Annotated in this window: 20 protein-coding genes; 2 read left to right on the top strand and 18 right to left on the bottom strand. The window is 35.9% G+C overall.

Annotated features, from left to right (window positions below; genetic code table 11):
* Window positions 1-4: 4 nt before the first annotated feature.
* Window positions 5-151, bottom strand: a complete 147-nt coding sequence (locus tag BN997_RS13995; RefSeq protein ID WP_042533183.1) for an SHOCT domain-containing protein — start codon at window positions 149-151, stop codon at window positions 5-7.
* Window positions 152-802: 651 nt separating this feature from the next.
* On the opposite strand from BN997_RS13995, the gene BN997_RS13990 reads away from it, so the two are divergent.
* Entirely contained in the window at window positions 803-1,453 is a 651-nt protein-coding gene (locus tag BN997_RS13990) for a hypothetical protein (protein ID WP_042533181.1), read from the top strand.
* Window positions 1,454-1,701: 248 nt separating this feature from the next.
* On the opposite strand, the gene BN997_RS13985 is transcribed toward BN997_RS13990, so the two are convergent.
* The 14 genes from BN997_RS13985 to BN997_RS13920 all read right to left on the bottom strand — a co-directional run bounded on the left by BN997_RS13985 (window position 1,702) and on the right by BN997_RS13920 (window position 14,726).
* On the bottom strand, window positions 1,702-1,956 hold the full coding sequence (locus BN997_RS13985) for a helix-turn-helix domain-containing protein (RefSeq protein WP_042533179.1): 255 nt from the start codon (window positions 1,954-1,956) through the stop codon (window positions 1,702-1,704).
* Window positions 1,928-2,416: an RNA polymerase sigma factor gene (locus BN997_RS13980; RefSeq protein WP_052485022.1), complete on the bottom strand. Its 489-nt coding sequence runs from the start codon at window positions 2,414-2,416 to the stop codon at window positions 1,928-1,930. Before BN997_RS13980 ends, BN997_RS13985 begins: the two co-directional genes overlap by 29 nt.
* Before the next feature lie 383 nt (window positions 2,417-2,799).
* The gene (locus BN997_RS13975; RefSeq protein WP_042533177.1) at window positions 2,800-4,353 is read right to left on the bottom strand and encodes an MFS transporter; all 1,554 of its coding nucleotides are present in this window, start codon (window positions 4,351-4,353) and stop codon (window positions 2,800-2,802) included.
* A gap of 110 nt (window positions 4,354-4,463) precedes the next feature.
* On the bottom strand, window positions 4,464-4,778 hold the full coding sequence (locus BN997_RS13970; protein WP_042533175.1) for a thioredoxin family protein: 315 nt from the start codon (window positions 4,776-4,778) through the stop codon (window positions 4,464-4,466).
* 49 nt (window positions 4,779-4,827) lie between these two features.
* Window positions 4,828-5,142: a thioredoxin family protein gene (locus tag BN997_RS13965; RefSeq protein ID WP_042533173.1), complete on the bottom strand. Its 315-nt coding sequence runs from the start codon at window positions 5,140-5,142 to the stop codon at window positions 4,828-4,830.
* A 37-nt stretch (window positions 5,143-5,179) separates the two neighbouring features.
* Window positions 5,180-6,109, bottom strand: coding sequence for a thioredoxin-disulfide reductase (gene trxB / locus BN997_RS13960; protein WP_042533171.1), 930 nt, complete (start codon window positions 6,107-6,109; stop codon window positions 5,180-5,182).
* A 315-nt stretch (window positions 6,110-6,424) separates the two neighbouring features.
* On the bottom strand, window positions 6,425-6,703 hold the full coding sequence (locus BN997_RS13955) for a glutaredoxin family protein (protein WP_042533169.1): 279 nt from the start codon (window positions 6,701-6,703) through the stop codon (window positions 6,425-6,427).
* 38 nt (window positions 6,704-6,741) lie between these two features.
* Window positions 6,742-7,644 (bottom strand): hypothetical protein, encoded by a 903-nt coding sequence (locus BN997_RS13950; RefSeq protein ID WP_244882382.1) that lies wholly within the window; start codon window positions 7,642-7,644, stop codon window positions 6,742-6,744.
* Window positions 7,645-7,646: 2 nt separating this feature from the next.
* Window positions 7,647-10,073, bottom strand: a complete 2,427-nt coding sequence (locus BN997_RS13945; protein ID WP_042533167.1) for a heavy metal translocating P-type ATPase — start codon at window positions 10,071-10,073, stop codon at window positions 7,647-7,649.
* A 128-nt stretch (window positions 10,074-10,201) separates the two neighbouring features.
* Window positions 10,202-10,408, bottom strand: a complete 207-nt coding sequence (gene copZ / locus BN997_RS13940; RefSeq protein WP_042533165.1) for a copper chaperone CopZ — start codon at window positions 10,406-10,408, stop codon at window positions 10,202-10,204.
* 70 nt (window positions 10,409-10,478) lie between these two features.
* Window positions 10,479-10,814, bottom strand: coding sequence for a metal-sensing transcriptional repressor (locus tag BN997_RS13935; protein WP_052485021.1), 336 nt, complete (start codon window positions 10,812-10,814; stop codon window positions 10,479-10,481).
* A 167-nt stretch (window positions 10,815-10,981) separates the two neighbouring features.
* Window positions 10,982-11,308 (bottom strand): metal-sensitive transcriptional regulator, encoded by a 327-nt coding sequence (locus tag BN997_RS13930; protein WP_374705724.1) that lies wholly within the window; start codon window positions 11,306-11,308, stop codon window positions 10,982-10,984.
* A gap of 215 nt (window positions 11,309-11,523) precedes the next feature.
* Window positions 11,524-13,185 (bottom strand): CoA-disulfide reductase, encoded by a 1,662-nt coding sequence (locus tag BN997_RS13925; RefSeq protein WP_042533163.1) that lies wholly within the window; start codon window positions 13,183-13,185, stop codon window positions 11,524-11,526.
* Window positions 13,186-13,280: 95 nt separating this feature from the next.
* Window positions 13,281-14,726 carry an MATE family efflux transporter gene (locus tag BN997_RS13920; RefSeq protein WP_042533161.1) on the bottom strand — a complete coding sequence of 482 codons (1,446 nt, stop codon included), beginning with the start codon at window positions 14,724-14,726 and terminating at the stop codon, window positions 13,281-13,283.
* A gap of 258 nt (window positions 14,727-14,984) precedes the next feature.
* Here BN997_RS13920 and BN997_RS13915 point away from each other — a divergent pair, with 258 nt between their 5' ends.
* Complete coding sequence (locus tag BN997_RS13915) at window positions 14,985-15,497, top strand: CueP family metal-binding protein (protein ID WP_042533159.1); 513 nt, start codon at window positions 14,985-14,987, stop codon at window positions 15,495-15,497.
* A gap of 273 nt (window positions 15,498-15,770) precedes the next feature.
* Here BN997_RS13915 and merA read toward each other — a convergent pair whose 3' ends face one another.
* From merA to BN997_RS13900, 3 genes are all read right to left on the bottom strand, one after another.
* Window positions 15,771-17,411, bottom strand: a complete 1,641-nt coding sequence (merA, locus tag BN997_RS13910) for a mercury(II) reductase (protein WP_042533157.1) — start codon at window positions 17,409-17,411, stop codon at window positions 15,771-15,773.
* Between the two features lie 38 nt (window positions 17,412-17,449).
* Complete coding sequence (merR, locus tag BN997_RS13905) at window positions 17,450-17,851, bottom strand: Hg(II)-responsive transcriptional regulator (protein ID WP_042533153.1); 402 nt, start codon at window positions 17,849-17,851, stop codon at window positions 17,450-17,452.
* A 439-nt stretch (window positions 17,852-18,290) separates the two neighbouring features.
* Entirely contained in the window at window positions 18,291-19,817 is a 1,527-nt protein-coding gene (locus BN997_RS13900) for a multicopper oxidase family protein (protein WP_042533150.1), read from the bottom strand.
* Window positions 19,818-20,099 lie beyond the last annotated feature (282 nt).

Genomic DNA, 20,099 nt, shown 5'->3' with positions numbered 1-20,099 from the left:
AAAGTCAGCCTGTAATATCAGAGATAATATGATAATCTTTCATTAATTTACTTTTTGCCATTTTATATTCTTCCTCTGAAATTAACTTATAAGTCAGTAATTGTTTTAACATAGAAATTTGCATACTGTATTTAATCAAATTCTTTTTCATAAAAACCTACCTCCTCAAAGAATTTCAAAATAAAAAATCAGACGGCTGTTGGTACAGCTCCACGGGAATTTCACCCCTGCAAGTATTTCTTCCAGCCCTACTCATAGCTTGCGACGCTCCAAACGCTCGAACCATGACGGTAGGGGAGTATCATTATACTGCTAATGAGTCATCGCCAGTAATCCACCACGATTACATTAGATTCTTTGTTTATCGCTCGTTTCAGCAGAAAGTCATGGCGCAAGAATCAAGTAGCTCTTCATCAGCAGAACGTATCTGATTTTCCAATTTATAATGCATGAGATTAATCATGCTTTCTTTATCAAAGAACGTTAAAAATCATTCTCCCACTTTAAGTGACTGCTAAAAGAAAAAGGAAAGTTCCATATGCCACACATCTATTTTTTTAAATAAGAAATGCTGACTTTCCTTTCTCTCCTTCCTTTGCTATTACTACAAATAGAAAGAACCATTTTGCCAAAAACGAGTAAAAACCAAAAAAAGAAATCATAAATTGAACTTGCATGTGTTTGGTAAATGTTCTACATTTGTTAAGCTGTTACGATTAAGAATTTAATACTAATTGGCTATAACGTGTTTATGATATTATGTATTTAAAGGAAAGAATAGGTAGGATTGGAGGAATAAAACTTGAACATTCATGAATACATTAAATTTCTTCGCAGAGCAATCAATAATGTGGAAGAAGTGTATTTTGGAAACCAAAATTGGATTGATTCTATGTTAAATGTTCATAATATTAAATCTCAGGATAAAAAGCGTGAAAAGCTAATGCCATATTTGAGTATGCATAATGAGCGAGTTTTCTGTTATGAGCTTTATCATCAATTGCGTAAAATTATGGAAGAAAATAGGTTGAATGAAAAAGTGATTTTACAAGCTGAACTTCGCAAGGCTCAAGTAAGTGATGAAATCACACAATTATTTGGAGTAAATAGTACAGACGGAGTATATTACCCTGACTTTTTAATACATGAACCGGGTACATATGAAAATCAAGACTTAATTATTGAAGTCAAAGCTAATCCTAAACTTTCTACAACAGATATGCTAAATGATATTAAGAAAATTGATCAATTCATTAATAGATACAACTACAAAAAAGGAATCTTTTTAGCAATAAATGTGAATAAAGAAAGGTATAATCAACTAATGACAAATGATCATCTTCTAAATAGTTTAGAAGAACAAATTAATTCTAAAAATGAAATCTTACTTATGTTTAGAGAGTCAGCAAAGGAGCCCACGATCTCAATAAACCTAGCAAACTTGTTACAATGAAAAAGCTAAATATTAACTTATAATCATCATGGGCTGCAAAACTATCACCACTTCCTTTAATCACCTTTACAAAGTGGTGATAGTTTTAGCTAATAATAATCATTTGTCTTGTAATCCTCCAAATTGTCTCTTTTCTTATTTAAAACATTTCTGATTTGTTCCTAATACAACATTGAATTTTCTCAAAGCTTTCTTTATCAAATATCAACTAGGAAGAACGAGGATTAAAATGCTTAAGAATAAAAACCCTAAGTCAATTCAAATCTTAATATAGCTGTAATTAATTTTGTTTCTAAGCGTCTACGTGTATAATCATCTACTACCATTTGAGAAGCACCAAAATCATCTTGTACTAACCGTAACGATAGTTTATTTATATAAGGTTCATAATGTTTAAGCACTGCGTTTATAGCTTCTACCTCACCCTTTGAAGCTTCTGCAATAATAGAGAAAGGTAACAATTCATTTACTGAATTAAGAGAAATCAATTGATTTTGATCCATCATCATTCCCCTCCAATCTCTGTTTTAATTCTTCTAGTGCCTTCTTTCTTTGATATTGTACTGTGCTTCGAGCACGACCCAATATTTTTCCGACTTCCTTATCTGTCATATTCAAGAAGTAGGATAAAAGAATAACTTCTCGTTTTTTATCAGATAAGTGACAAAGTGAACGAATTAGTTCTTCATTTTTTAAAATGACTTCATATCCTAAAACTTGAAAATAATACCCTTCCAGGACATAATCATCAATAACTGCAAGTTCTTGAGGTTCAAAATTTGATAAAGTTGTAAAAGATACCTCTACTTCACGCTGGCGTTGTAATTGTCTTTGGATGTTAATCACTTCATTTTTTAAAGTTTTCTTACAATAACTATCAAAAGTATGCTTTTTATGCTCTTCATAGGAAGTTAACTTCATAATTTTCAGCTCCTTCCATTTTCGTAAAAGCAGTGATAGCATTAATTCCTCCTCTTCCTTTGTCATTACTACAAATAGTAGTACATATTTTGCCAAAAATGAGAGAAGATCCTTATAAAGACAAGAAAAAACCCGAATAACAAATAAGTTATCGGGCTGTAATAAAGTATTGACTATTTAATCCATATCTATTATTAATTTGTTATTAGCGTCTAATATCTAGTAGAGAGCAATAAAGCAACCCTCTCTTATAACGAAGATACAGGTTGCTTTATTGTGTTATTTCAAATGATATTTAAATTAAATCTTCTTTTCTACTATACCTAGGTTAGGTATTTATTTAATTAAAATATATACACAAAACTTATTTCATTTTGTGCTTTTTTATCACTCTTAAGAATGAATGATACTTATATACCCGCTTATTATTCCTCTCCATTCTGCTGTGCTTTACCAGAAGGTGGAATATGACGTAATCGTGTTGCGGAAATAATTGCTGCTACTCCTGCAATTATAGCTGAAACGATAGCGGCAGTATTTAATCCACTGGTGAACGCATTTTGAGCCGCCATAATCAAAGACTCCCCAAGCGTTTCCGAAACATTAGAAGCTGAGACAATAGCACCATCAATACTGTCTGAAGCTGCTGCTGCAACATTTGGAGGCAAATCTTGAGGTAGTGTATCGACAATTTCACTGCGATAAGCTGCTACTCCAATACTTCCAATTACTGCGACCCCAAGCGAAATACCTAAATCATTAGCTGTTGTCGCAAGACCAGAAGCTCCTCCTGCTTTTTCTGGCGGAACAGAGCTAACTACTAAATCGGTAGTTAAGGCCATCGATGGAGCTACACCAGGATAGGTGACCACAAAACTTGCAATAACAAGTGCAAGCCCCGTACCAGCGTCAAGTTGTGTAAAGAGTATATAACCAATCACTTGAATTGCTAGACCTATTGCAATAACATTACCTGGACGAAAACGGCGTGCCATCATCGGTGAAAGCGTAGAGACTACAATCAATACTGCGGCAGCTGGAAGAATAGCAAATCCTGCCGTCATCGGCGAAAGTCCTTGTACCTGCTGCAAGTATTGAGTGAAAAGAGAATATACTCCACCAAGTGCTGCTGCCGAAAGTAAGAATACACTAAGCGCACCACTAACCGTACGATTTTTAAACAACCGAACATCTAATAAAGGTTGTTTTGCTCGTAGTTGTCGAACTACAAACCAAATTCCCACTAGTATACCTGCAACTAACAAAGTAATTGTTGGACCTACAGCAGCTTGTGCTGCAAATTGTTTAATGCTGTAAATTATCGCTAGCAATGTAGCAACTAATAATAGAGCACTGAATAAATCAAGCTTTCCACTATTTTGATCACGGTGTTCAGGTACTAGAATAGGTGCACCTAGTGCAACAACTAACATAACTGGTACTGCTACTAAAAATGTCGCTTGCCAGCCAAATACTTCTAAAAGCAGACCGCTTAATAATGGTCCAAGGGCTACACCGGCTGAAATTCCACCTGCCCAAATACCAATCGCAACCCCGCGTTGTTCAGCATTTTGAAACAGAACGAAAATCAGTCCAAGTGTAGCAGGTACCATCATTGCTGCTGCTAAACCTAAAACAGCACGCCAAGCAATCATCATGGATGGATCACTTGTTAATGCTGCCAATATAGAAACAACTCCAAACAAGATAGCACCTATTACCATTAATAATCGTTTCCCTACTCTATCTCCAAGAACTCCCATTGCGACTAAGAATCCTGCCATCACAAAACCGTATATATCAAGAATCCACAACAATTGCGTACTGGAAGGCCCTAAGTCAGCTGCCATACTGGGGGCAGCTAAGAACAAAATAGTTAACATCATGAACAGTAATGTTGAAGGTAAAACTAACACGACAAGCCCCCACCATTGTCGAGCATTTGCACGAGGTACTTCAGGATTATTAGAATTAGCCATGTTGCACACCTCCTATATTTGATATGATACTCACCCAATTGTTATTTTTTAAATCTTTCAACATTTGGAATTCCTCCTTCATTATGAAAGATATTTGATTTCATTTTCTATTATTGTGTAGAAAAATCTCTGATTGTTTTTTCATTTAATTTTAAGGTAGTTAGCCGATCGACTTCTATTCCATTTTTAAAAAGAATTAAAGTTGGAATACCTATCACGTTATACCTCTGAACAGCAAATTCTAGGTCTTTATCTACGTCAACATCATAAAACATGACATTTTTTATTTCTTCTGCTGCCGATTCAATAATGGGAGTCACCTGCTGACAACCTTGACACCATCCTGCCGTAAAGTTGAGTACAACAGGTTTTTCTTCCATTTTGACTAAAGTACAAAAGTCATCTGTTTTCAATTCCTTTAGCATAGAGATATCTCCTTCACCATGAAAGATAGTACCTTAACTTTAACCTCTATTATTGTGATGAAAAGTCTCGAACGACTTCCTCACTTGCTTCCGGTGCAGTTACTCTGTCTGCCTCTTCCCCGTTTTTGAAAAGAATTAAAGTTGGAATACTCATCACCTGATATTGCTGGGCAAACTCTAACTCTTCATCTACATCAACATGATAGAATGCAATCTCTTCTTCCAACTCTTCTGCAACTGATTCAACGATAGGAGCTAGCTGCTTACAGCCTGGGCACCAGTCTGCGGTAAATTTCAACACAACAGGTTTTTCTTCTGCTTTTACCAATGTGTCAAACTCATTAGCTCTCAATTCTTTGACCATTACAAATCCCTCCTTTCCTTTTCCTTGTTTAAAAAAGTTACTTTAAAGGATTCGTCTCTATAAATGTCTCTACATCCATGGCAGCCATGCAACCTGTTCCAGCTGCTGTGACAGCCTGCTTGTATCTTTGATCTTGCACATCACCTGCTGCAAACACACCTGGTATATTCGTATTTGTCGTACCAGGTTCAACCTTAACATATCCATTCGGGTAAATATTGATGGCTTCTTTCAAAAAATCGGTGTTAGGTATATGACCAATCGCTAGAAAGACACCATCTGTTTCAATAAGTTGTTCTTCCTGGGTTTCTTTATTCTTAACACGAATTCCTGTGAGCTGATTATTTTGAGAAAGAATTTCCATCGGTATACTGTTAAAAATCCAAGATATTTTCTCGTTATTCATTGCTCGATCTTGCATAATCTTAGAAGCTCGCAATTCGTTCCTTCGATGAATAACCTGTACTTCTTTCGCAAACTTTGTTAAAAATAAAGCTTCTTCCATAGCAGAATCTCCACCGCCAACAACAACCACTTTTTTATCACGGAAAAAGAAACCATCGCATGTTGCACAGGTACTTACTCCGCGACCAAGGTTTTCTGCCTCTCCTGGAATCTCCAACATTTTCGCCCGGGCACCAGTAGAAACAATCACAGATTCCGCTTGAATTTCACCGAGACCATCTGCTTCTAAACGAAAGGGACGACTTGAAAAATCTACTTCTTTTACTAAAGCCGTTTTAAATTGTGCTCCAAATCGTTTCGCTTGTGCCCGCATGGTATCTATCAATTCTGGTCCCATCACTGGATCAGAAAAGCCCGGGTAATTTTCGACCGCTGTTGTCAATGTTAACTGTCCACCTGGTTCTGGACCTTCTAAGATTAATGGTTCCATATTTGCTCTGGCTAAATAAATGGCAGATGTTAAACCAGCAGGACCTGTTCCTAAAATGACTGTTTTATACATAATCCACCTCTTCATTAAAAAAATACTTATATATTTTAAAAGGACATTCAGTGAAGGGTAAAATTTTCCTTCACTGAATGTTAGGCTATCAACCTAAACTTTCCTCTAAACCGTTTCAGCTGACGATTTAATATCAGAAAGAGAAACTTACAATACTAGGATTGCCTTATACGTTATTTCTTCGATGAACTTTTTGGCTGATCTGTTTTTGCATTCTCAGTCTTTGCTGATTCTTTTGGTGAGCAGCAAGAGCACGTTGGTTTAGCCATTTATATCACCTCCTTAAAAATAAGGTGTCATATGATAAACCACTCCTTATCCAACTTCTAAGAGCCGTTTAATCTCCTCTTTATTCATTTCAAACCCTGTCATACTTTTTCTTGTTTTTCTTAGACCTAAAATGGAGGATTGAGAAAAGACAATTCCGGGAACCACTCTAGCCCCTGTTCGACTTTTAAGCTCTTTTTCTTTTTCTGGCTGCTTGGTTAAATCATATTGTTTGTGTGGTATCCGATGTTTTTCCAAGAATTTTTTCAAGTCTTGGCAATCAGAACAAGTTGGTCTTGTATAAATTTCTAATTGATAATTAGCCATTTATCTCACTCCTTCCATTTGATTTATATTAAAATGAGTTACTCTTTTACTTCTAAAATAAATGGATATACATGAATTTCCCCATCAAATTTGAATTCTGCCCAGACTTTATACATCCCTGGATTTGTGAAATGAGCATTAAACGTCGTGGAATCATCTGACGCAGGGTGAACATGGATATATTCTTCTACCTCTTCATCTACAATCACCACATGACCTAAAGCACCAAGGTGTGTTTCCGGTTGTTCCCCTTGCATATCAAAATTCAAAGGAACCTCTTCTCCAGCTATTGCTTCCACTTCTTCTAAGGTCACTGTTTTTCCATCTACTTCTTTTGTCCATTCATTATCCGCATGTAAATGTGCTTTGGCTGTTTCTTCTGTTCCAACCTGTAATAGGTTTGGAGCAGGTGTATAAGCTTTGTTTTCCGGCACAATATCAACAAATGCTTGATACGTTCCATCTTCTAAGGCTTGATTAACTCGAAATCTTCCTTCCTCTTCTTTTTCAGGATGGAGATGATAATACTCTTCCAAATCGTTAGAGATCAGAATAAAATGCATTTCTTTTTCATGCTCGATAGCGAGTTCTGGTGCTGCTCCTGTATCATCTTCCAATGAGATGACAAGTTCTTCATTATCATAGGACACATCCGTTTTTACTTCTGAATCCGTTTCATGTCCATGCTCGTGCTCATGTTTATGGTCCATGTCTTCTTCCTCCTCTGAATTACTTTCTGTATTATGGTCTTCATGATCGGTCCCATCTTCTTGTGAAGCTTCATCATTATTATGCTCCTCATGCCCAGCCTCTTCGTCACTATGTCCATCGTGCTCCATTTCACCACTGGCCAAAGGATTGTTTCCTGTAATCACACTATATCCTGCAAAAACAATGACTACATAGACAATCCCTAGAGATACCCACTTTTTTACGGACATAATTATTGGCCTCCTTTTAGCTTTAATCGCTGTAATCGTAAAGCGTTAAGCACTACAGATACAGAACTGAATGCCATTGCTGCTCCAGCAACCCAAGGAGCTAATAGACCAATTGCAGCAACTGGAATGGAAGCCGAATTATAGAAGAAGGCAAAGAATAAATTTTGCTTGATATTACGCATGGTCTTTGCACTGATTTCCACACTGTCTGCCACGCTGTTCAAATCTCCACGCATTAATGTTATATCTGCTGCTTCAATCGCTACATCTGTTCCCGTACCAATTGCCATCCCGATATCGGCTACAGCTAAGGCAGGTGCGTCATTGACACCATCACCGACCATCGCTACTTTTTTATCCATATCTTGTAGCATTTTAATTTGCTCTGCCTTTTGTTCCGGCACTACTTCCGCAATCACATGATCAATACCAACTTGTTTTCCAATAGCTTCTGCAGTCCGTTCATTATCCCCTGTAAGCATAATGACCTCTAAACCTAGTTGATGCATACGGTGAATAGCAGCCTTAGACGTTTCTTTCACTGTATCAGCAACCGCAATGACACCAGCTAATTGGTTGTCTATTCCAATTAACATCGCTGTCTTACCTTCTGATTCTAACTTTGTCATTTGGTTTTCCACAGAATCAACCGTTATATTTTGCTGTTTCATTAGTTTTCTGGTTCCAACATAAATCATTTTTCCATTTATGGAAGCTTGAATACCGTATCCCGGGATTGCTTCAAAGGAATCTGATTCTTTTACTTGAACCCCCATTGCTTTTGCACCTTTAACAATCGCCTCTGCAAGTGGATGTTCTGAATTGTTTTCAGCCGAGGCAACGTAATAAAGAACTTCTTCTTCCGTGAAATGTTGATTCGGAAGAACATCAGTCAATTCTGGTTCTCCTTTGGTGACAGTTCCTGTTTTATCTAACACAATCGTCGTTAGGGAACGGGTATTTTCCAAATACTCTCCACCTTTAAATAGAACACCGAGTTCTGCTGCTCTTCCTGATCCAGCCATCACAGAGGTTGGAGTTGCCAAACCAAGTGCACATGGGCAAGCAATCACAAGTATAGTGATAGCAGGAACTAATGCGGAACGGAGATCACCAGGTGCAACGATAAAATACCATACTAGAGACGCCGCAATAGCAATTAACACAACAATGGGAACAAAGATACCCGATACACGGTCAGCTACCCTTTGAATATCAGCTTTACTTCCTTGTGCCTCTTCAACCACTTTAACAATTTGAGAAAGAGCTGTATCTTTACCAACTTTGGTCGCTTCAATTGTCAGCAGACCATTTTTATTAATCGTTGACCCAATAGCTACATCCCCTGTTTTCTTATCAACCGGAATACTTTCACCCGTTATCATTGATTCATCGACTGCGGATTCCCCTTTGACAATTTGCCCATCAACTGGAATCTTTTCACCTGGTCGTACCATGATGGTATCACCAACGATAACTTCTTCAATCGCAATCTCTTGTTCCTCCCCATTTCTGATTACCCTAGCTGTTTTTGCCTGCATACCAAGTAATTTTTGAATAGCCTGACCAGTACGTCCTTTGGCGCGAACTTCGAATAGTTTTCCAAGAATGATCAAAGTGATAATCACTGCCGCAGCTTCAAAATAGAGTTCTGGCATACCGACTTGCCCCTGTACTTGCCACTCGTAACCCAAGAAAATACTATAGAAGAAGGCAACGGATGTACCTAATGCAACAAGAACGTCCATGTTGGCACTGCCATTCTTCAAGGCTTTATACGCAGATTTATAGAACTGAGCCCCTACAATAAATTGTACTGGTGCTGCTAAAGCTAACTGTACCCATGGGTTCATTAACATATCTGGCGAATAAATAAAGGACGTAAATTCAAAATGTGTCACCATCGTCCACAATAACGGTAAAGTTAAAATGGCTGAGAAAATAAATTTCCCTGTCTGATGACGAATTTCTTCATCCTTACTATTGGCAGTATCTTCTTTAGAAGTTTGTGTTTTTAAGCTATAACCAAGCTTTTTGACCGTTTCAATCATATCGTTTACCGTCACTTGACCTTGATCATAATCCACTGCCACGTTTTCTAATGCAAAATTCACGGAGGCACTTGCTACACCTTCCATTTTATTTAATCGCTTTTCAATTTTAGTAGCACATGCCGCACAAGTCATACCGGAAATATCAAAGGTTTGTTTATCATGTGCTACATGGTAACCCAATTTTTCAATTTTCTCTTCAAAATCCTGTACACTTGTGACAGATGGATTATAAGTAACTTTTGTCTTCTCTATTGCAAAGTTGACATTGGCTTCTGCCACACCATCCATTTTATTTAAACCTTTTTCAATCTTGGTGGCGCATGCTGCACAAGTCATACCTTGAATCTGTAAACTAACTTCTTTTTGTGTTTCCATTTTTTTATTTTCCTCCTTCCTCATACCAGGACAGGGTATAATATAATTGAAAAGGAAATCGTGCAGGTTTTGCACGATTATCCTTTTTATTTAACGAAAAAAATGAAGCATGTTTTGCTGCACATTCCTTATGCAACATCATATCCTTGGTCTTCAATCGCTTCTGTGATGTCTTTCAAGTCCACTTTATCTCCATCAAAAGTGATATCGACCTTTCCATCTTGTAAATGAACTTTGACGGATTCAACACCGTTTAATTCACCAACACTGCCTTCAATGGAGCTGACGCAATGCCCGCAAGACATGCCTTGTACGTTAAGTGTTTTGTTTGTCATGAATCATCCCTCCTTTCTGATTACATTTATATATTACCATACCCTAGTTAGGTATTGTCAAGTGAAAAATTTATTTCATTATTTTAGAAATCGTCGTCATGAATTCAGATATAACTTCTGGATCTTTTTTTTCCAATTTTTCAATGACACAAGTATGAATATGACTTTCCAATAGTAATCGAGAAACAGCATGTAATGCCGATTGTACGGCAGCCATTTGATTTAATATATCATCACAATATACATTTCGGTCAATCATTCGTTTTACTCCCTTTACCTGTCCTTCAATGCGACTCATTCGATTCATCAGCTGCTTTTGAATATCATCTGACATAATTACCTCTCCGTCTTTACAACAGTTTTCCTTTTGATCCATATGGGGGACTAGTTGAGCAATCTCCTTCATGTAAACGCTCCCTTCTAAAATCAAATAATTACTTTATATTTCCTTACTGCCAATATACCATACCCCCAGAAGGTATTCAAGTATTTTATTTAAAATAAATAAAAAGCTTATAGAGAAAGTTATTTCATTTTCTCTATAAACTTTTTATGAAGGATTGTTCTCTTATATTATTTAGAGTACTGATTAATAACTGCTAACAATTCATCAATAACTTCTTCTTCATTTCCATCCTTAATAGAATGAGTCATACATGTTTTTGCATGTCGTTCCATGACAGAAAAGCCAACTTTCTTTAAAGCTGACTGCACGGCAGATAATTGAATAAGAATATCCATACAGTAACGATCATTTTCAACCATATTTTGAAGTCCACGAACTTGGCCTTCTACACGTTTTAAACGATTAATTACACGTTCCTTTTCTTTATCTGTCCGTGGCTCCACTGCCTTTTTTCCTTCTGTTGCATTTTGTATTATTCCTTCTGATTTCATCATTATAATCGCTCCTTTAATTTATATTTATATATTATCTCGCATTTAGGTATCATTACTCTCTTTTTAAATAATTCATAGTAACGAAAACCTGAGTACACATTGCTCATAAAAAGTGGCGGGTAAAAAATGAATCACACTTTAGCTTTTTAGTTCGATTTTCTTTCATGCTTACTTATACCCCATCAGCCAGTAATACATTATTTCTCTCCCCTTTTTTACAATGCTTGTTGATTCCCAAAAACAGAGGAATACGTCTTCCATCCGCCATCTACATTTTTCACTTCAAATCCATTATTTTTTAGAATACGACTAGCTAGATACCCTCTTAAACCAACTTGACAACTTACATAAATGGTCTGATCTTTTGGTATAGTATCAAGAGAATTTCTTAACTCATGTAGCGGAATATTAACAGATCCTTTGATATAACCAGATTCACGTTCCCCTGAGTTACGAACATCAATTAATAACCTCCCATCAGCAACAATCTGGTCTACTTCATGCCACTGGATATGTTCTAATTCCCCGTCTATGATGTTCGCAGCTACATACCCTGCCATATTCACTGGATCTTTTGCTGATGAATAAGGCGGTGCATAGGATAACTCTAAATTTGTTAAATCTTCTACAGTTAACCCGCCTTTTATGGCTGTAGTGATAACGTCCATGCGTTTATCCACGCCTTCTTCTCCAACAGCCTGAGCACCGAAGATTTTTCCTGTTTCTTTATCAAAAAGTAACTTTAGGGAAATTGGTACAGCTTCTGGATAATAATTAGCGTGAGAGCTTGGATGAACATGGACCACTTCGTAGGGAATCCTTAGCCGTTTAAGTGTTTTTTCATTATTTCCTGTGGATGCAACGGTCAAATCAAACACCTTTGCAATGGATGTGCCTACTGTCCCTTGATATTTCTCTTTTTTACCCATTAAATTGTTAGCCGCAATACGACCTTGTCGATTCGCTGGTCCAGCAAGTGGAATCATTGTCTTTGTGCCTGTGATATAATCTGCTACTTCGACCGCATCCCCAACCGCATAGATATGATCATTGGATGTTTGCAGATAGTCATTCACGATGATTCCTCCACGTTGCCCTAATGAAAGTCCTGCTGATTTCGCCAGTTCATTTTCCGGCATAACACCGATAGAAAGAATCGTCATATCTGTTTGAAGTTCCGTCCCATCAGAAAGTATAATCTTCTTTCCTTCCTCTGCAAATGATTGAACTCCATTGTCCAGAATCAATTGAACCCCTTTTTCTCTTAAATGCGTGTGCAGAATAGCTGCCATTTCCATATCAATCGGTGCCATGATTTGATTGGCCATTTCAACTATGGTAACCTTTATCCCTCTGTTAGCAAGATTCTCCGCCATCTCAACACCAATAAATCCACCACCAACAATGACAGTTCTTTGTGGCAGGTGATTATCCACATAACGTTTGATAGCATCTGTGTCGGGAATATTTCTTAATGTAAATAACGAATTATTTTCCTTTAACCCTGGTATCGCAGGTACAATTGGTTTGGCTCCCGGTGATAACAATAATTTATCATAGGATTCTTTGTACGTTTCTCCGCTTTTTAGGTTATTAACTGTCACCTGTTTTTTATCTGTGTCGATGTTCACTACTTCACTCAAATTACGTATGTCGAGATTAAATCGTTCCGACATACCTTCCACAGTTTGTACTAATAATTTATTGCGATCCTTAATTGTTTCTCCGATGTAGTAAGGTAATCCACAATTCGCAAATGAAATATGTTCTCCTCTTTCGAAAAGCACAATTTCTATTTCTTCACTTATTCTTCTTAACCTTGCGGCGGCTGTTGCCCCACCTGCTACACCACCTATGATAACAACTTTTTTTGTCATGATATTTCCCTCCCAAGTCATTTATTGAAATCTGGACCTTAATCCGTCCATAACCAGTTATAAAGTAACATCTTTTTTTGATTAAAAATGACATTTTAATAATTATTAACACATTCATTCATGTTTGGTTGTTTTGTCTTTGGATGACATTGACATTCTACTTTATCTTTAAATGACATCTTCTTTTTGGATTTAATCCATTTGTCTTTTTCCATTCTGTACCACATAACAACGGCGCGTATCACGATATCAATACCGATTGCTACCCAGACACCTGCTATCCCTAACTGCATTTGAATTGCTAAGAGATATACAAAAAGTGTTCGAATCAACCACATCACAATCGTTGTTAAATACATAGGGTATTTTGTATTTCTAGCACCTTGATATGCTCCTGTAAGAATAAGCAATATCGCTAGAAAAGGCTGGAATAATGCTGCTATTTTTAGTGCAATACTTATTTCAGATACAACTACTGGATCTTCACTGAAAAAACCGCCTATCCATTCTCCAAGAATAAATAATAATACTCCCATGAAAACCATAAATACAGCTGATAGAATGGAGATTAATTTTGCATAACTTTTAGCTTCTTCATAATTACCTGCTCCTACTTGTTTGCCTACAATAATAGTTGCGGCAGCAGCAAAACCATAAGCAATCATATAAGAAAATGTCTCGATATTCCCTGCTATTTGATGTGCTGCAAATGTACTTGTACCTAATGCAACAATGAAGCCAAAATAAACGACCTGCCCTATTCTCATTGCCAGGCGCTCACCTGCTGCTGGAGCACCTAAACCTAAAAGCTCTTTTTGATAAACCTTATCAAACCTCCACCAGTTCTTTTGAAACATAATCTGATTATTTTTCTTAATATATAAAATAAGCACAAATGTACCAACCAGACGTGCAATTACTCCGGCTAATCCAGCCCCTACGATACCTAGTGCAGGTATAAACAAGAAGCCAAAGATAAAGATATAATCCAAAATAATATTGACAATATTTGCAATAATAACTGCTTTCATTGGTGATTTTGTATCTCCAACTCCCCTTAAAATACTACTCATCACAAACATATAAGCCATGAGTATAGAAGGAACAGCAACAATTCTAAAGTATACTACACCAATCTCTAACACTTGTTGTTCTACACCAAGAAGGCTTAAAAGAGGTTCTGCAAAAATCAGTGTTAACATACCTGTTAGGCCACCTACAATAGTGGTCAAAATTACTCCTTGCTGTGCAACTTTTGAGGCACGTTCATAGTCGCCTGCACCAGTTGCATTAGCCATTAACACATTGACACCAACACCTATTGCCATAAAAATTGCAAAATAAATTGCTAGTATAGCGTTCGTTACCCCAACTGCAGATACTTCATCCAAACCAATTTGAGCAACAAAAAATGTATCTGCAAATCCTAGCATCGTCTGAAAAAAGTTTTCTATTACAGCCGGAACCGCTAATATAATAATTATTTTTATCTTATCATTGGTACTTAGCCCTTTCTTTAATGTTTGATCTGCAACATTCATCAAACAGCCCTCCATTCAATCTAATTACAGGAGCTTTTCATTAATATATTTAAAGTTTCCTTAAAAACATAATATCATACCCCCGTATAGTATTCAACAAGAAAAAATTTACAGAAAATAATTTTGCATTACTTTCATTTCTCATTGTCCTCAGCGTTGAATTTTTAATAATTTTAACAATTCTATGAACATGAACTTTTTATTTTATTTAGGTGTTATAATAATGCTATATATTTTATATGGTAAGGAGTTGTCTATTTGAAAAATCAAATAGTGTTTGTTTGTTTGTTTCTTTTGGTTATTTTAGCAGCTTGTAACAGTAATACTAATCAATCATCTGAAGTAGATGTTAAATCATTAATACACGATTACAGCACAGATCAAATAAGTGCTACCTCTGCTTCAGTAGATACTAGCCAATTAGTAGTTGAAAAAGATAATAAAGAAGTCAATTATGATTTACCTGATGATGAGTTTTATGTATCGATTGCTCCCTTTATCAATGAAACACACCCATGTACATTCCATAGTCTTACAGGATGTCAAGGTGAGCTAGTGAATACTCCATTTGAAGTTTATATCGAAAATGCCAATGGAAATGTACTTATTGATGAATCGATTGAATCCTTTGACAACGGCTTTATTGATTTATGGCTACCAAGAGATCAGGAGTTTAAAGTCATTATTACTTTAGATGACAAACAGGTAGAATCAACCATATCTACATTCGAGGATGACCCAACTTGTATTACGACAATGCAACTTATTTAAATTTGATAGAAAGCATTTGTGAGTTTGAAAAACCCTAGAGCTAGGGTTTTCTTTTAATAATAAGAATATCATTAGAAAAACTTTAGATTGGGCAATATGTGGCTTTTAAATAAGGTTTGATTAAAAATACCATGTAAACTCGTGTTTTACGTTAAATAAAAGAATCCATTTTGGAAAAAGATTAATCAAAATGGATTCTATAGTTCGAGTAAAGCATAAAATAGTGAAGTTATACTTATTCAATTAATTGAAGCTATTATCAATAAGGAGTTTTTACCCGGCACAGCATGATAATTTTGATACATCTTTATCAAATGTAAGAGCAGCTAATTTTAAACCCTCTGCCATTGTTAAATACGGTGCAAGACTTTCTTTTAAATCCTCTACGGTTAATCCAAACTTAACGACTAATGTAGCTGCATAAATCACATCTCCTGCATTTTCAGATACAATATGAACTCCAAGCACTTTCAATGTTTTTGAATCAGCAACAAGCTTAAAAACCCCTGTTGTTTCATGATTTACTAACGCTCTTGGAATGGTGTCTAAAGGCAACACAGATGTTTTGACTTCATATCCCTTTTCTTTTGCTTGTTTTTCTGTTAAACCAACTGTTGCAATTGCCGGATTTATAAACGTTATGCCAGGAACAACAGACAAATTTAATTTTTTATTTAACCCACGAATCGCATTGTCAGCAACAATTCCACCTTCATAGGCTGCTACATAAACAAATTGAGGTCCCAATGTTACATCTCCTGCTGCATAAACCTTCTCATTACTTGTCCTAGCATAATCATTTATCACGATTTCTTTTCGTTTTCCAACTTCAATACCTGCTGCACTTAAATTTAAAGAATCCGTATTTGGTTTTCTCCCTGTTGCCACAAGTAACTGCTCTGATTCCACAACTTTTTTCTTACCATTTACCGTTACGTAAATCTTTTTGTTTCCTCCAACTTGTTCTACCCACTCAAAGGTTGCCCCTTTCACAAGATTTATACCCTGTTCAACTAAAGCCTTTTCTACAGCTTCTGAAATCTCTGGGTCATATTCTTTTAAAAGACGTTCACTTCTTTGCATAAGCGTTACTTCTGAACCTAAATTATGAAATAGTTGCCCAAGCTCCATTCCGATATATCCTGAACCAATAACCGTTAAGCGTTCAGGCACCTTTTTTAATTCAAGTAGTGTTGTACTTGTTAGATAATCCACTTCTTTAAGTCCTGAAATTTCCGGTAAAGAAGGAGAAGCACCTGTTGCAATTAAAAAGTGCTTTGCAGAAAGTTTCTCTCCGTTGACTTCAATTGTATTTTTATCAATAAATTTAGCTTCACCCTTAATTAAATCAAAGCCATATTCATTAATTAAATCAATGTATTTTTGGTGCCTAAGCCTATTAACCAATTCATTTTTTTGCCTGATTAAAGGTGCTAATTCTACATCTCCCGCGGAAATTTGCAATCCTTTAAATGGATTCACCTTAGCCAAATGATTGATTTTCCCAGCTCTAAGAAGTGTCTTTGATGGAACACAACCTGTATTCACGCATGTTCCTCCAATGGTTTCACGTTCAATCATGACTACTTTCGCCCCATATTCAATTGCTTTAATCGCAGCCGAAAAAGCTGCACCACCAGAACCAATGATAAGTAAGTCATAATCCCCTTCATTACCTAGCACCATATTTTCTTGTGATGGTACTTCTTCTATTTCTCCAGGTTGATATTTTGCTTCTTTAATCGCCTTGTTTGCAGTTTTAACTCCAATATTCTCAGGTAACTCAAATACTGCTTCACCACGACGAAAACTAGCTTCAACATTATTAGCTCCTATATTTTGAAGTGCTAATGCTACATGCTCTTCACAACCTGTACAAGTCATTCCGTGAATGTTTATCTTAAATTTATTCATTTACTCATCATCCTGTTCTATATTTTTTCTTATTCCTTTTATTGTTCCCCAATCAGTGTTTCAATTATTGGACATTCATGTAGTTGTTTTTCATCTGGGCACCGTTGTTTTAAATCTTTTAGCATGACTTCAATTCGCTTTAAATCTTCTATTTTTTTTTGTACTTCCTTTTCTTTTTTGGAAACAAATTCAAACATATTTTCACAGCGAACTTCATCTTTATCTACAATCCCAAGTAATTTATAAATTTCATTTAAAGAGAAACCAAGCTCTTGAATATGTTTAATAAAACCTACTCGCCTAACATCATTATCTGAGTATACCCGATAACCAGCATTTGTTCGAGAAGGTTCCTTTAATAATGATTTTTGTTCGTAATATCTAATTGTCTCTTTATTCACTCCACATTTTTCTGCAAATGCACTAATACGATAACTCACATATTTCACCTCCTATAAAAATAATAAACCGTGTATCTAGATACACAGTCAAGTATATTATTAAATTTTTTTTAAAGTATCCTACCAATTAGTTTAAGTACATTTATAAAAATAATATATGTAATTTTTGATAAATTCAGTATACAATTAACTGTTTGATTAAGTAAGTCCTTTATAAGGAACATCCGTTTAAATCAAAATCCAAATGGGGAAAATTACTCAAATATTTTATAAATATCACGTCTTTTTTACAATGGAGCGAGTAAAAAGTTGGGCATAAATTGAACATCAGACTTGATAGATATCATGTAACATGGAAAAAAGTAAAATACCCCTTTTTCATCGATTAATGAATTTTAAAATTGCCAGTATGAACTAATCACACTGGCAGCTTAATAATTCTTTTTTACATGTCTAACGCTATATTATGGACCATACTCTATTCTACCTTCACCTGTCCCATCATGCCGTTGTCTTCATGTTCAAGAATATGACAATGGAACATATACACGCCTTTTTGCTTGAATTGTATAGCTATTTTAACTGTTTCATCTGGTTCAATAGAAATACTGTCTTTCCATCCCCGCTCATTTTCTGGTGGTTCTTCTCCATTTCGAGAAAGTATTTTAAATTGAGCTCCGTGAATGTGAAATGGATGAATCATTCCGCCCATCATGTCAGGTTTATTGTAAATTTCCCACACTTCAGTGACCCCTTGATCTTGTGTGAAATCAATTCTTTCCGGATCAAATTTCTTTCCATTTATCGTTACCATATCCATCATTCCAAAGAGTTCCACGTTTTTTGTTACTGGTAAGTTCATCTCTTCTTCTGTAATTGAAATATCATTCATCTCTTCTGGAATACTGCTATCCTCTCCACTTTGACCAGAAACTTCAAATGGTAAAAGGATCGAACCATCCTCCTCATTTATTAACGCCAACCCATCTTCAGAGTTAAGCTGCGAAAAATCAATAATTATTTCCGCCCGTTCTGATGGGGTCAGTGTAATTTCATCTAGTGTCACTGGTTTATTCAGGAAACCTCCATCCGTTGCAACTTGCACAAAGGAATCCCCTGTATTCAATTTAAAAGTGTAATTCCTCGCATTGGACCCATTTAAGAGACGAAGACGAACCTTTTCTTTCCCTACGGTCAACTTCGGATTTAACGTCCCGTTTACCAATGACGTATCACCGATTGTTCCATCATCATTCATAGCAGCACTGTAATTCAATTGTTTCTGATCATCAAATGTTTTATCTTGGAAAATCAAGGGAATATCATTCTTTCCATACTCATTTGGCAATCCAAGACTCTTAGAGTTGTCATCTTCTATATAAATCAATCCTGCAAGTCCATTGTAAACCTGTTCAGAGGTTTTCCCTTCTGGATGGGGATGGAACCATAACGTCGAGGCTTCTTGTGTCACTTCAAATTCGATCAGCTCTTCTTCTCCTGGCTTTAATGAATTATGTGGCCCACCGTCTTCTTCACCTGATACTTCCAGCCCGTGCCAATGAAAAGTTGTCTCCTCATCTAACTCATTTATCGTTCTAATTTTCACCGTATCGCCTTCTTCAAATTGAAGCACTGGTCCTAAAAATGACCCATTGTATCCATATGTTTTCGTATTAGTACCATCGAATATTTCAGTCTCTCCTTCTTGTGCTCGAACAGTGTATACAACTTCTTCTTCATTATCGCTTTCAAGCAAAGGAGGTATTTTCAATTCATTTTCCCCTGTTGAACCATTTAAACTTACCACCTCATCATGACTCATATGACCATTCTCAATTGCATCATCATCCATAGATGAATGATCCATTCCTTCTTCCATGGAATCAGACTCTTGTTCCATATCTGAGTTTTCTTCAGGTGGTGATTCAACATTCCCTGCACAAGCCGATAAGACAAGTATTGTCAATAAAAAAATTAAACTTATTAATAATGATTTTCTTTTCATATACCATAACTCCCATTAAGAAAATTTTACATATTAATCCATCTTTAAAGGCTAACATTCAATAACACTTGACTATTAGCCAATTTACTTGATTCAAGAATTATATTTGATTATTGTTTCATCACTTAAATTACGATTATAGATGTTAACTTTTCTCCTTTCATTAGATACTTGATACCAATTTATGTTAATGATTCATTATCCTTATGACGTAACTATATTTTAAAACTATCGAGAATTTATCAAGAAAAAGTTAATGTTTGATGAATTACATAATTAAAT

Source organism: Oceanobacillus oncorhynchi, from assembly GCF_000821065.1.
GTDB lineage: Bacteria > Bacillota > Bacilli > Bacillales > Amphibacillaceae > Oceanobacillus > Oceanobacillus oncorhynchi.
Note: the sequence above shows the minus strand (reverse complement) of the source record. Positions and strands in the feature narration are given on the sequence as shown.